Origin of the sequence: Macrococcus equipercicus (assembly GCF_024205945.1) — a bacterium.
Taxonomy (GTDB): Bacteria; Bacillota; Bacilli; order Staphylococcales; family Staphylococcaceae; genus Macrococcus; species Macrococcus equipercicus.
In genome coordinates this window covers 154,370-166,848 of the sequence record NZ_CP073809.1, presented here as the reverse complement: position 1 = coordinate 166,848, position 12,479 = coordinate 154,370, and the positions used below count along the sequence as shown (strand labels likewise).

Here is a 12,479-nt window from a genome sequence, read left to right as displayed (position 1 = left end):
TCTCAATTAACGTATGTCCTTTATAATGATTATATAGGAAAGGGTGAAGCGAATGAATCAATTAACACATTTTAATGACGAAGGCCGTGCGCACATGGTCGATGTTTCTGCAAAGGAAGTGACGGCACGGACTGCTGTTGCTGTCAGTTCGATCGAAGTGAATCATACGATTTATGATCAAATCATCAATCAGTCGAACCGTAAAGGTGACGTGCTTGCCGTCGCACAAGTGGCAGGTATTATGGCCGCAAAAGATACATCACGTATCATCCCGATGTGCCATCCACTGGCACTGAGCGGCATCAATATCAGCTTCAACTGGGAAACGGATGAACAATATATATTGCATATAGAATGCACTGTTAAAACAAAAGGATTGACCGGCGTTGAGATGGAAGCGCTGACTGGTGCTTCCGTTACTGCCCTGACCATTTACGATATGACGAAGGCAGTCGATAAAGGAATGATTATCGGACCGACTTACCTCATCCACAAATCCGGCGGCAAATCCGGTGACTTCAGCCGTTAGCTATTTGTTCAGCTCATACACAATATGGAAGATCTCCTGTGTAACGAGCCTGCTCATCGCGAGATTCACCGCACCAACTGACCCTGGAAGACAGAAGATGACTCTGCTGCCGGCGGTGCCGCAAAATGCACGAGACAGCATAGCTTTTGTACCGACGTCTTCTGTAAAGCTTAAATACCGGAAGAGTTCACCGAATCCTTCCAGTTCTTTGGCGACAAGCGGCTTGACCGCTTCGATTGTAACATCACGCTGTGCTACACCGGTGCCGCCCGTCGTGATAACGGCATCTACATGCTGAAGCATCTCGGTCACTGCCTGCTGAATAACAAGAACATCATCAGTGACAATCTTGTACTGCTTGACAGTGATATCGTTCGCTTCAAGCGCATGGATAACCGCCTGACCGCCTTTATCCGTCTCTGTTGTCCTTGTATCACTGACGGTCAGTACGCCTGCTGTAATTGCTTTAAATATATTATCATGCATATAATCACCTACCCGAATAATTGATGGAACACTGTTTTTGCTTCGTTGATGGACTTAATATCATGGATCAGCAGACGGCCGCCCGGAAACCACATCATCGGTTTCTCATTGAATTGGAAGCGAATAAAATAAGGGGTTTTCTGATAATTCATATCGCGGTCTGATAGAAAACGCTCTAGTTCTGCCGCATTATCCGTAACACGGCGGAACTGCACGGTATTGCGGCCGCACAGCATGGTCTCCTGCTGAGTATCAGCGAGATAAGGGAATGTCGGGTGGACACCGCATGTCACACAGTCCGGCTTCTTTGTTCGACCGAATTTAAGCGTCGTATGGTCATTATTCCAGACATCGCCGTAAATAAGCTTTGAGTCGAATGGTATACCGGTTAATATTTTCATGGCGTAGACCGATTGAAAGCTTGCCGCCAGACTGACAGCGGGCTCAATAATACCGACTGTATCGCACGTCCGGTTCATGACCGGCAGACTGCCGAGCGCACAGTTGAAGCACGGCGTGACGCCCGGTATAAAGGCACAGGCAGCATACGTCGCTTCGACGCAGGCGCCGTAAATCCATGGAATATTTGTTTTGTAGCTGAAATCATTGATGGTCTGGCGCACTTCAAAGTTATCAGTCCCGTCAATCAGCAAGTCACATGACGCGAAATAATCATGTAGCGCCGCTGCATCACAATGGTCGATATGCGCTGTAATCATGACCTCGCTGTCAATCTGTTCAAGCTGTTTTTTAGCTGCTATTACTTTCGGCAGTGATTCTACTGCATCTCGTTCTACGAACAATGTCTGGCGCTGCAGATTGGACAGTTCCACATAGTCACGGTCGATAATAATGAGCCGCTTGACGCCTGCTCTTACGAGTGTACTTGCAGTATGCGTACCGAGCGCCCCCATGCCGATAATACCGACCGTTTTAGTATTGATGAGCGATTGCCCGGCCCGGCCGATATGATTAAACTTTTCCTGTCTGTCATAGCGATTCATATATATTCCTCAACTTTATCAATTTAATGAAACTCATTTCTTTCATTCTACTCTTTCTATAAAACGTTTCCAATATATATGATAATCCCATTGGTGTATACTAGCAGTGAGGAGGCGTCGTGATGAAAGAAGAAATCGCTGGACATCAGTCGATTATTAAATACCAGAACAATGAATTCAGCACATTCAATGATATGATAGCCACAGAGTTTCCGCTTACTCTATATGTCAATCGTGAGGAGTTTGCGACAATTGTCTGCAGCCCGACACACTTGCAGGAGCTTGTGCTCGGCTTTTTAGCATCAGAAGGAGTGATTAGACGCCGCGCTGATATCCAGGATATTCATCTGGATGATAGTAAAGGCTTCTGTCATATTACACTGACTAAAGAGCTCACTCATAACACTACTCATTATTCCAAGCGGATGATCAGCTCATGCTGCGGTAAAAGCCGTGAATTTTACTTCGTCAGCGATGCGGCGACCGCCAAAGTTTCGATGACCGATAAAACCATCAAGGCAGATGAGATTATTTATATGATGGAGCAGCTTCAACAGAGCAGCACGAACTTCAAACAAACAGGCGGCCTTCATAACGCAGCGATCAGTGACGGTCATGACTTTTACATCCACCGTTCAGATATTGGTAGACACAATGCACTTGATAAACTATACGGCTACTGCATTGAACAACATATTCCAATCCGGGACAAAGTACTTATCTTCTCCGGGCGAATTTCCTCGGAAATATTAATCAAAGCATCCAAAATAGGTGTAGGTATTATTTTATCTAAATCTGCCCCGACTGATCTCGCGATCAAGCTTGCTCATGACTTGAATATTACTGCAGTCGGCTTTATCCGGAATGGTTCGTTCAATATATACAGCCACCCGCAGCGCATCGTTAAATAAAACGCCCAGGCAAATGCCTGGGCGTTTATAGTGAGGAAAAGTTATTCTGTTTTCAGTAATTCATAACGTTCACTGATTTTTCTATATCCCTGCTTCTGGTACATATCACGTGCGGTATCATCGCCGTCTGCAATCAATATGACAGAACGCTGCCCCGCCCGCTCCCAGACAAAGTGCTGCAGTTGACTGCCGATACCGCGCCCTTGGAACACCTTTCTGACATAAAAATCATCAAGTTCAACAGTCTGCTTATTAAGAATCGCTTCAAGCTTACCTGCGGGTTCACCGTCCATATAGGCAATGAGCTGTATGACTGACGGATCCATTAAATCTCTCGTATGCGTTGTCCGCTTCAGTTCGACGAATTCCTCGCCGTATTCTATTTCACTCTCACGGCAGACGACTAGAAAGTCATTAAATGCTTTTCCCCGCTCCAGCACTTCAACGATTTGCACACCCGGATTGCAGGATGCCGTCAGCTGACTTGTATCAGCTTTATAAAGCTCCATCTTGTTAAGTGTGAAGCCATAATCCCGGCTCAGAGCCAGCAGTTGATCAGACAGCTCCATGTTTTCTGGGAACAGGAACAATAAATGCTGCTGCCCTCTTTCCAGATGGAAGTTCTGCTGGGCTGCGATATCCTCTTTAAACTGCTCAACAGTCGGCATGACTTTGTATTCATAGTAATTGGCATAATATTTAATCAGCTGTGACGGTGTATGGTAATGCGTCAAGCGCGCGTTCTCCAGATAGTGCTCTGCGTCACGCTTTGTCTCATTAAAGGTCAGCATGTCATCCTCCTATTAGTTCTAGTGTTCCAGTGAGTTTCAGTTCTCTTCCTGATGTTATACGATACTCTATAATGTTACCAGTCTGATGGTAATCCAGCGCAATATCTTCACCGACTAAAACCGGCTTTTTAAACGTACTTTGATTACTTTTCAGCAGCGGCAGTTCCAGACTATGAATAATATAATGGACGAGAAGATTTCCCGGAATGACAGGGATGTCTTTTTGGTGAATGCTGTTTCCATCATTTAAAAGCGATGTGTAAGCTGTCACCTGCTCGGTCGTGATCTCAATTTTCATCATGGCCCTCCTGCACAAACGTAGAATGGACTCTTGCCCGCACGACCGGCCCATCATAATAAACCAGCTCATACGTATACTGCTGAAACTGCTTTATTTTACGACTGTCTTTCAGCATAATTTTTACAGTGTAAGTTTTATCCGGTCTGACATTGTTATGAATCACACGCTGTCTTGTATGATAGATGATATTATTGAAAGCTGCCGACGTCTCGCTCATAAACCAGGCTTTCGGCAGCAGTGCATCAGGCACTGCATTTTCATGCAGTAAAAACTCCGAGATTTCTTCAGTTTTAAAGCAAATCTTCACGGTTTCCAATTTCAGCCCACACTTTCAAATAATGTTGAAATACCCTGCCCTCCGCCGATGCCGATTGCTGCTAATATCCGGCCGTGCCGCTGACAGCTTCTTGCGACAAGCATAGCGCCGCTCGCTGCATACGGATGTCCAAATGCGAGTGCACCGCCCGACACATTCAACTTATTATCTTTAATGCCAAGTTTGCTGCAGCTCGCTACTACTTGAGAGGCAAATGCTTCATTAAACTCCACATAGTTGATATCATTGATAGTCAGCTGCAGCCGGCCGAGCAGTTTTTCCGTGGAAGCTACAGGACCGATGCCCGCAACATTCGGTGATACACCTGCTGCTGCTGAATCGATGAACTTAAGCTTCGGGTGCAGACCGAATGCGTTCACAACTTTCTCGGAGACGACTAGTGCCAGTGCTGCGCCGTCGTTCAGACGGCAGGCATTACCAATAGTCACCGTGCCGCCCGGTAATAGCGGCTTGTATCGTGCTAACTTTACTTGCGCAATGTCACTTCTCAGCCCTTCATCATGTGTCTGCCACTCACCGTTCACTTTAACCGGAATACTCTCTTCTACCATCAGCCGGCTATTCAACGCGGCCCGCTGATAACTCAAGAAAGCATAATGATCCTGTGCTTCCCGTGAAACGTTATAAGTCTGCGCAACATTTTCAGCCGCTTCAATCATTGTCGGGTCGCCGATATCACTCGGAGCAAAACGAGCTTTCGTATAAAAAGATAACGGCTCACTACCATATAATGTCTTCGGTTTCATCATCTTCCACGGTGCACGGCTGACCGATTCAACGCCGCCCGCAAAATAAATATCTCCTGCACCGCTCTGCACAAGCCGGCATGCCTGATTGACTGCTTCTAATCCTGAGCCGCACTGCCGGTCCACTGTGACACCCGGGATATGTGCAGGAAGCCCCGCATATAATAAGGATAATCTTGCAATATTGCCGCCCGGTCCAACCGTATTGCCGATAATGACATCATCAGTTTGAGCAGTCAGCTCAGGATAACTTGCAATGAAATAGTCAAACAGCGGTTTAAGCAGCTGTTCCGGCTCCATATTTTGATACCGGCCGCCCAGTAATCCTGTAGGAATTCTTTTGCAGTCAACGATGTAAGCTATATTCATTCAGACCATACCTTTCCTGCATCGCAAAACGTGCAATCTTACCACTGTCAGTATATAAAAAATTTGTATCAACAATCCACTTTAACGGCCATTTATATTTCTCCAACTGCTTTCTTATGGTCAAGTCAGCGAACTGTCTGTCAAAATTCCCGCGCGGATGAACAATAGCCACTGCGACTTCACCGAGCAGATAATGTCTTTTTCCTGTGACCAGTACTTCATGAACATCCAGTTCGCGCTGAATTATGCTTTCTACTTCTTCCGGATAAACGTTTCTGCCGCCGACGATCAGTCGATTGTTACGCCGCCCTTTTAAGTAGAGCATGCCTTCTTCGACGTCTGCAATGTCACCTGTTGCAATCATTCCTTTATTATCCTGCTGTCCGAAATAACCGGTGAATATGTAAGGACTGCTGACAACCAGCTCTTCATCAATTAACCGATAGGTAACATCCGGAAAGAATCGACCAGCACTCGCCGGAAATCGCTTTCTGTCTTCAGGGGTCAAATAGCTGATATAACTCGCTTCACTTGAACCGAAGTATTCATAGACAGTCATATTAGGGAACTGTTCAGCTGCCTTATGCAGCGTGTGACTTTCAAGCTTCGCACCAGAAGACAAAAAGATGAGCGGTGCATCCGTCGTATGCTCTGTCATGAGTTCCAGCATGGAAGGAACACCAAATATGGCCGTTTGTTCTGTGCCGCTGATCATTCGTCCCGCCTGGAAGGATGACATGAGCCGTATTTCTTTCCCGGCATATAACGCGCTGACCGCTGCAAACAATGTCAGTGAATGGTAAAGCGGCCCGCCGGCGATAAAGAGATCGACATCCTGCAGCTGGAAAACTTCGTCATTCATTGTGAAGCTTGCAAGCCATGATGCTTCGCTCCGCCGGTAGCCTTTCGGTATCCCGGTCGTTCCGGAAGTAAATCCTGTAAACAACTCTTTTTTATCCTCGCGAATCGCTCTTACTTCATAAATTTCACCCATCTGCTGTACCTTCGCCAGAAATGCTTCTCCGTCCTCTATCATTATATCCGGCTTAATCTGCTGCAGCAGCTGGTCATTATAAGGGTGTTCAGGATGAAGCAAAAAAGGACGTGCTCCTTGAAGGACACATCCTAAAAACAATGGGACATACAGCCGTTCATTGGCCAGTGTAAAAGCGACTTTGAGCGGTTTGTTGTAACTATCCAAATAACCCGCTGTCAGACGCATGATGTGCTGCAGTTCACTATAGCTCATGCATTGATCATCAAACTGGATGGCCGTCCCGTCATACTGCAATATACGCTCAGCGACTGCCATACTGAACACCCGGCTCAATATAGCGTCTGACTGAAGGAACTGCGCGCAGTTTCACTGCAACAAAAGCTGCAACAAGTGATTTCACAAGGTCGCCCGGAAGGAACACTAAGGCGGATTTATACGCTGTTAATAATGGCATGCCGATATTAAATGCCATGAACGTACCACCGATAAGGTTACATAAAAAGGCACCGATAAGACTATTCACTAAAAATACTTGCCACACATTCATATGCTGGAAGCGTTTCTCAGTCAACCAGCCGATTAAATAAGCGATGATAGGAAAAGATAAAATATAGCCGCCGCTTGGACCGAAGAACAATGCCAGACCACCCCGGCCGCCTGACAACAACGGCAGGCCGCATGCGACTAAAACCGTAAATAATAAGACACTCAATCCGCCGAGCTTTCTACCAAGCAGACAGCCCGCTAAAATAATTCCTAAGTTCTGAAATGTAAACGGCACTCCGATTGCCGGAATCGGAATAGCCGGTAATATACCAAGCACTGCAATAACAGCCGCAAACATCGCGACAATAACCATATCTTTCGTCTTCATTAATAAGTCCCCCTTTTTCAATTAATATGATTATAGCAATATTGTTAACTTAAATAAACAAAAAGTTTACAATAACAAGAACGCTTATCTGAAATTCAGATAAGCGTCCTTGTTATATTATTTTGCTACTTTTAATAACTCTTTTTTCAGTGCGGCACGCTGGTATTCAAGAGAAATCGGATCGTTGAACCAGAAGTCTTCTGAATCATATTGAATCACTCGGTTATTTTTCACGGCATCTAAGTTTTTCCAGACATTTGACTCGACGATGCTGTTAGAAATTTTACCGGTATCGCTTGAGATCATCAAAATATCTCCTGAGTATTTCCCGATCTGTTCAGCTGAAATTTCTTTCCAGCCTGTAGGTTTGACGTCTTTCGTCACCGCTTCAGGCATATTCAGTCCGAATGCCTGGTAAATAATTTCTGAACCACGGCCCCAGTTATCGCCGTAGACATATATTTTTTTCTGGAAGATTTGATAGATAGCGACTGTTTTATCAGCACCGATTTTAGCTTTGATTTCTTTACCGTCTTTAGCTGTCTTCTCTTTCCACTGACCAATGAATGCTTTCGCTTCTTTTTCTTTTCCTAATATTTTTCCAAGTTCTTCATGAATCTCAAGGTAACCATGTTTTGCATAGTTCACCGGTATCGTCGGAGCAATCTTTGCATATTTTGAATTGTTCTTATCTGTATCGAATGAAATGATCAGATCAGGTTTTAACTCAACAATCTTCTCAACATCGCCTGCTCCGAGCTGCGCTACGCCGTCCAGCTTCGGTTTCAAAATGTCTGATTGAAACGCGTAAGCATCAACGCCTACTGGTTTCACGCCGAGGTCAAGCAGGTTACCTGTGTAACTTGCTCCCATCAGTACAATACGCTTCGGATGCTTAGGAATTTTGATTGTTTTTCCGCTGTCCAGTTTATAGTTAACTTTGCTTGAACTACCAGCCGTGTCTGACTTCTTATTTGTTGATGTAGTACCACATGCAGCCAGTGTTAACAGACATGCAATCATTAGTATAAGCCACTTCTTCATTGTCTTCCTCCTAATTGAGATTCATTCTCATTTGTATTTCTTTTTCATCATACTAGGAAAAAAATGCTTTCGCAACTTATTTTTCAAGATAATTGATTTTTTGCCTGCTGAGCTAGCAGACGAATAACCGCGTCATCCATCGGCGGGTTGTGAAGCCCGGCTCGGACGCTCCGGTAACGGCGTTCAGTAATGCCATCCTGCTCCAGACTTTTAGCCCCCATAATACGCATAGCGATATCGACGATCTCCTGCGCGTAGTTAACGACAATGTATTTCGTGGCGCTGAAAGTCGGCCCGAGATTATTCTCACTTGTCAGCTGTGCTGCATGATAGAGAAAGTGTCGGGCAGTCATCAGTTTCAGCTCCATTTCTCCGAGCTTCATTTCTATATGCGGCAAGTCAGCAATCACGCCTTGAATAGAGTTAGGCGAATGGGCCAGAGCAAACTGGACGGCATCATCATGAGCGCCTTGAGCGATGCCAAGATAAACACTCGGAATATGCATGAGCCATGGATTTTCCTGTCCTTTCCGGCTTACTTCCACTAAATATCGCTCCAGGACAAAGACATCGGTCAATATTAAGTCATGACTTGCAGTCGCACGCATACCCATAACATTCCACGTTTCAACAATTTCCGCACCCGCTGTATGGGCCGGCACGTAGAAAAAGCACATGGCTTTTTTCTCTTCAACAAAAGTCCCTACTATGTAATGCGTCAGCCGGTGACTCATCGATACATATGTTTTAACGCCGTTCAAAAGCCAGCCATCTTCATGTCTTACTGCATGGGTAGCCGGTTTGCCGCCGCGTGTCGGACTGCCTGTCTCTGCTTCAGAGACAACGCGGTTGGCAATTCCACCGTTCACTATATGCTCTGTAAACTGCTCCATCATCTCAGCCGACCAGAGATTGCCGCCGAATACTTCACCGACGATACCAAGATGCCAGCCGATTGCCAAAGCTGTCGATTCATCATAAGACGCCAGCACTTCCTGCAGCAGTATGACAGATTTAATATCACAGCCGAACCCCCCTCTTGCTGCCGGGAGTGACAATCGATTATAGCCATGTTCAAGCAGCCAGTCGATCAGTTCATGATTCAGTCTACTTTCTTTATCAGCCTGCTTCGCCGATGTTTTAATCCATTGTTGATTCTCGTCAAAACGCGCTAACCATTCGCGCTCAACAGCCGTTTCGATAAATAAGTCACGGTCCATTCCTATCACCTCTTCATTATACTAACAACCTTATTATATTATGTATCATCTCTCGTCACTATAATGCAGTAAAACGCCTCGGTCTGCCTTCAAGAACATACTGTCCTAAAGGCAGACCAAGGCGTTAAATTAACTCATCTTATGGTTTCAATACGACTTTGATGTTATTGTCTTTCTTCTTATCAAAGATCTCGTATGCTTCTGCTGCGTCATCCAGCGACATTGTATGCGTAATGATATCTGTCGGGTCAAAGACGCCGTCACGAATCATCTCATATAATTTCGGCATTAAGTGGATCACTGGTGCCTGTCCGGTCTTCACCTGGACATTACGGTTGAAGATCAGCGGTAACGGGAAGTTAGCAGCAGGCGTTGCATAAACACCGGTCAACTGAATCGTACCGAATTTACGAACAGCTTCTGCTGCTGTTTCAATCGGACTGATTGTACCGCGCTGCGGCGTCACTAAATTAGTCGCACGTTCGGTAATCGTTACTTGACCATCCATCCCTACACAGTCAATGACAACATCAGCACCGCCTTTAGTTTCTTCGCGGAGCAGCTTGCCGACTTCCTTCTCTTTATCGAAGTTGACAACTTCAACTGGATTTGTTCTGATGGCATGTTCAAGACGATGCTCTACATTATCTACACCAATGACGCGCTCAGCGCCTTTTAGCTTGGCGAATTTCTGCGCCATCAGACCGATTGGCCCACAGCCGAGAATAATAACTGTATCACCTGGTTTCACACCGGCATTTTCCACGCTCCAGTAAGCTGTCGGCACAACGTCTGATAAGAAGAGCACCTGCTCATCTTTCATATCGCTGTCCGGTACTATAAAGGAGGAGAAGTCAGCGAAAGGCACTCGCAAATACTCTGCCTGTCCGCCCCAGTGGTTACCATGCATTTTACCGAAACCGAATAAGCCGCCGTTATCCATCTTCCAGTTCGCCTGTTCTTCATTCGAGTTATCACACTGTGATTCCATCTCATTCACACAGTAGAAACATTCACCGCAGCCAATGTTGAAAGGAATAACAACACGGTCACCTTTTTTCAGCTTCGTCACTTCGCTGCCGACTTCTTCAACAATTCCCATCGGCTCATGACCGATGACAAATCCAGGATCCATCATTAAGTCACCTTGGTGATATAAGTGTAAATCTGAACCGCAAATACCCGTTGCTGTAATTTTAATAATCGCATCTGTCGGTGCTTCAATGATCGGGTCTTTAACTTGTTTCACTTCCATCTTCTTTTTACCTTGGAAAGTTACTGCTCTCATATTCATAACACCCCTTTTGTAATTTTTAATACTAGTTATTAATAACCTTTTTACTCTCAGTTAAACCCTGCCGCTTATAAAACCAATATAAGGTTCATGTATTATTCATCTTTATTTATATGAAACTATTGTATACTGGACAAAAGACAGGAGGAATACACTTGAAATATTTACTGACCATGATCTGCTTGATTATGCTTGCCGGCTGCGGCCATCAGCCCGTCAAAAAAACAACTATCACTGTATCTGCTGCTGCCAGTTTAAAAGACGCACTCGGTGATATTAAGAAAAATTATGAGAAAATACATCCCAATATCAATATCGTCTATAACTTTGGTGCCTCAGGAACGCTGAGCAATCAAATTCAGGCGGGTGCACCTGCTGATCTGTTTTTCTCAGCTTCTACTAAAGACATGACTAAATTAACAGCAGGCGGCGACATCAAACAAGAAGATAGTACACCGCTATTAAAAAACCGGCTGGTCATCATCTCCAGCAAAAAACTGACCTCTCCTGCAGATTTAACGGATTCAGCGGTCAACAAAATTGCTGTCGGTACTCCTGAAACGGTACCTGCCGGCATGTATGCTAAGTCCGCTCTGACTCATCTTCATCTCTGGTCACAGCTTCAACCGAAAATTGTCTATACAAAAGACGTGCGGCAAGTGCTCACTTATGTGGAGTCCGGAAATGTAGATGCTGGAATTGTTTATTTAACCGATGCACTCACTTCAAAGTCAGCGCGGTTAACACTTGCTGATAATCTTCATGAGCCGATTGTTTATCCGCTCGGCATCGTCCGGGCAACGAAGCATCGACAGGCAGCACATGACTTCTATCAGTATATGCAGTCCGCCCACTCCAAAAAGGTATATCAATCGTATGGATTTACTGTTCAGTGAAGAATTTTTTTCTCCCATCGTCATTTCACTGAAAGTGGCATGTACAGCGACACTGCTCAGCTTTCTCATCGGCATTATGCTCGCTTTCACGCTGTCTAAACAAACATTTCCAGGGAAATCATTTGTGGAGACTGTCATTATGCTGCCTATGGTACTGCCGCCTACTGTCGTCGGCTTCCTGCTGCTCTACTTGTTCGGACGCTATGGCATTCTCGGCCAGTGGATATATTCGCTCTTTAATACTACAATGTTATTCAGTATTTACGCAGCGATTATCGCTTCGACTGTTGTTGCGGTGCCCTTGATGTATCAGTCCCTTAAAATCGGCATCGACAATGTCAGCAGCGATATCCTGGAGGCTGCACAATTAGACGGTGCTAATAGTATCGTAATCTTCAAGTCTATCATCATGCCTTTATCAAAGAATGCACTGCTTACCGGTATTTTGTTTGCGTTCGCGAGAGCCCTTGGTGAGTTCGGTGCCACTCTTATTTTCGCGGGCAATATACCTGGAATCACCCAGACATTACCGACAGCAATTTATGTAGCGATTGAAAACAACGAACTGCTGCTTGCGGGCATATGGGTGGCGATGATGGTTTTATTATCCTTTGTTTTAATGCTTATCATTCAGATGATCAGAAAAGATGCGCAATAAAAAAAGCTGGGACTTAAAGTTC

Annotated in this window: 15 protein-coding genes; 4 read left to right on the top strand and 11 right to left on the bottom strand. The window is 45.1% G+C overall.

Going from position 1 to position 12,479, the window contains the following annotated elements; genetic code table 11:
• The first annotated feature begins 52 nt into the window (after positions 1-52).
• Complete coding sequence (moaC, locus tag KFV11_RS00860; RefSeq protein ID WP_254250078.1) at positions 53-529, top strand: cyclic pyranopterin monophosphate synthase MoaC; 477 nt, start codon at positions 53-55, stop codon at positions 527-529.
• On the opposite strand, the gene KFV11_RS00855 is transcribed toward moaC, so the two are convergent.
• On the bottom strand, positions 530-1,015 hold the full coding sequence (locus KFV11_RS00855) for a MogA/MoaB family molybdenum cofactor biosynthesis protein (RefSeq protein WP_254250077.1): 486 nt from the start codon (positions 1,013-1,015) through the stop codon (positions 530-532).
• A gap of 8 nt (positions 1,016-1,023) precedes the next feature.
• Positions 1,024-2,019, bottom strand: a complete 996-nt coding sequence (locus tag KFV11_RS00850) for a ThiF family adenylyltransferase (RefSeq protein ID WP_436970208.1) — start codon at positions 2,017-2,019, stop codon at positions 1,024-1,026.
• A gap of 122 nt (positions 2,020-2,141) precedes the next feature.
• Between KFV11_RS00850 and fdhD the strand changes: the two genes are divergently transcribed.
• Complete coding sequence (fdhD, locus tag KFV11_RS00845) at positions 2,142-2,930, top strand: formate dehydrogenase accessory sulfurtransferase FdhD (protein WP_254250076.1); 789 nt, start codon at positions 2,142-2,144, stop codon at positions 2,928-2,930.
• Between the two features lie 41 nt (positions 2,931-2,971).
• Here fdhD and KFV11_RS00840 read toward each other — a convergent pair whose 3' ends face one another.
• The 9 genes from KFV11_RS00840 to KFV11_RS00800 form a co-directional block, all read right to left on the bottom strand.
• Positions 2,972-3,721 (bottom strand): GNAT family N-acetyltransferase, encoded by a 750-nt coding sequence (locus KFV11_RS00840; RefSeq protein WP_254250075.1) that lies wholly within the window; start codon positions 3,719-3,721, stop codon positions 2,972-2,974.
• Position 3,722: 1 nt separating this feature from the next.
• Positions 3,723-4,019: a hypothetical protein gene (locus KFV11_RS00835; protein ID WP_149459018.1), complete on the bottom strand. Its 297-nt coding sequence runs from the start codon at positions 4,017-4,019 to the stop codon at positions 3,723-3,725.
• Positions 4,009-4,338 (bottom strand): hypothetical protein, encoded by a 330-nt coding sequence (locus KFV11_RS00830; RefSeq protein ID WP_149459017.1) that lies wholly within the window; start codon positions 4,336-4,338, stop codon positions 4,009-4,011. Before KFV11_RS00830 ends, KFV11_RS00835 begins: the two co-directional genes overlap by 11 nt.
• Before the next feature lie 2 nt (positions 4,339-4,340).
• On the bottom strand, positions 4,341-5,474 hold the full coding sequence (locus tag KFV11_RS00825) for a thiolase family protein (RefSeq protein ID WP_254250074.1): 1,134 nt from the start codon (positions 5,472-5,474) through the stop codon (positions 4,341-4,343).
• On the bottom strand, positions 5,452-6,786 hold the full coding sequence (locus KFV11_RS00820; RefSeq protein WP_254250073.1) for an AMP-binding protein: 1,335 nt from the start codon (positions 6,784-6,786) through the stop codon (positions 5,452-5,454). Before KFV11_RS00820 ends, KFV11_RS00825 begins: the two co-directional genes overlap by 23 nt.
• Positions 6,773-7,345 (bottom strand): biotin transporter BioY, encoded by a 573-nt coding sequence (locus tag KFV11_RS00815; RefSeq protein ID WP_254250072.1) that lies wholly within the window; start codon positions 7,343-7,345, stop codon positions 6,773-6,775. The genes KFV11_RS00820 and KFV11_RS00815 overlap by 14 nt, the downstream gene beginning before the upstream one ends.
• 117 nt (positions 7,346-7,462) lie before the next feature.
• A complete protein-coding gene (locus KFV11_RS00810) occupies positions 7,463-8,389 on the bottom strand; it encodes an iron-hydroxamate ABC transporter substrate-binding protein (RefSeq protein ID WP_254250071.1) in 927 nt (308 codons plus the stop codon).
• Positions 8,390-8,472: 83 nt separating this feature from the next.
• Positions 8,473-9,609 carry an acyl-CoA dehydrogenase family protein gene (locus tag KFV11_RS00805; protein ID WP_254250070.1) on the bottom strand — a complete coding sequence of 379 codons (1,137 nt, stop codon included), beginning with the start codon at positions 9,607-9,609 and terminating at the stop codon, positions 8,473-8,475.
• A gap of 139 nt (positions 9,610-9,748) precedes the next feature.
• Positions 9,749-10,897, bottom strand: coding sequence for a zinc-dependent alcohol dehydrogenase (locus KFV11_RS00800; protein WP_254250069.1), 1,149 nt, complete (start codon positions 10,895-10,897; stop codon positions 9,749-9,751).
• 179 nt (positions 10,898-11,076) lie between these two features.
• On the opposite strand from KFV11_RS00800, the gene modA reads away from it, so the two are divergent.
• Together modA and modB are read left to right on the top strand one after the other, a co-directional pair.
• The gene (modA, locus tag KFV11_RS00795) at positions 11,077-11,799 is read left to right on the top strand and encodes a molybdate ABC transporter substrate-binding protein (protein ID WP_425463257.1); all 723 of its coding nucleotides are present in this window, start codon (positions 11,077-11,079) and stop codon (positions 11,797-11,799) included.
• A complete protein-coding gene (gene modB, locus KFV11_RS00790) occupies positions 11,780-12,457 on the top strand; it encodes a molybdate ABC transporter permease subunit (protein WP_254250068.1) in 678 nt (225 codons plus the stop codon). The genes modA and modB overlap by 20 nt, the downstream gene beginning before the upstream one ends.
• The last annotated feature ends 22 nt before the right edge of the window (positions 12,458-12,479 follow it).

Coding starts and splice junctions, on each gene's coding strand:
- modA (WP_425463257.1), top strand. CDS start 11,077: ATGATCTGCTTGATTATGCTTGCCGGCTGCGGCCATCAGCCCGTCAAA.
- KFV11_RS00855 (WP_254250077.1), bottom strand. CDS start 1,015: ATGCATGATAATATATTTAAAGCAATTACAGCAGGCGTACTGACCGTC.
- KFV11_RS00835 (WP_149459018.1), bottom strand. CDS start 4,019: ATGAAAATTGAGATCACGACCGAGCAGGTGACAGCTTACACATCGCTT.
- moaC (WP_254250078.1), top strand. CDS start 53: ATGAATCAATTAACACATTTTAATGACGAAGGCCGTGCGCACATGGTC.
- KFV11_RS00820 (WP_254250073.1), bottom strand. CDS start 6,786: ATGGCAGTCGCTGAGCGTATATTGCAGTATGACGGGACGGCCATCCAG.
- KFV11_RS00810 (WP_254250071.1), bottom strand. CDS start 8,389: ATGAAGAAGTGGCTTATACTAATGATTGCATGTCTGTTAACACTGGCT.
- fdhD (WP_254250076.1), top strand. CDS start 2,142: ATGAAAGAAGAAATCGCTGGACATCAGTCGATTATTAAATACCAGAAC.
- KFV11_RS00825 (WP_254250074.1), bottom strand. CDS start 5,474: ATGAATATAGCTTACATCGTTGACTGCAAAAGAATTCCTACAGGATTA.
- KFV11_RS00840 (WP_254250075.1), bottom strand. CDS start 3,721: ATGCTGACCTTTAATGAGACAAAGCGTGACGCAGAGCACTATCTGGAG.
- modB (WP_254250068.1), top strand. CDS start 11,780: ATGGATTTACTGTTCAGTGAAGAATTTTTTTCTCCCATCGTCATTTCA.
- KFV11_RS00815 (WP_254250072.1), bottom strand. CDS start 7,345: ATGAAGACGAAAGATATGGTTATTGTCGCGATGTTTGCGGCTGTTATT.
- KFV11_RS00850 (WP_436970208.1), bottom strand. CDS start 2,019: ATGAATCGCTATGACAGACAGGAAAAGTTTAATCATATCGGCCGGGCC.
- KFV11_RS00805 (WP_254250070.1), bottom strand. CDS start 9,609: ATGGACCGTGACTTATTTATCGAAACGGCTGTTGAGCGCGAATGGTTA.
- KFV11_RS00800 (WP_254250069.1), bottom strand. CDS start 10,897: ATGAGAGCAGTAACTTTCCAAGGTAAAAAGAAGATGGAAGTGAAACAA.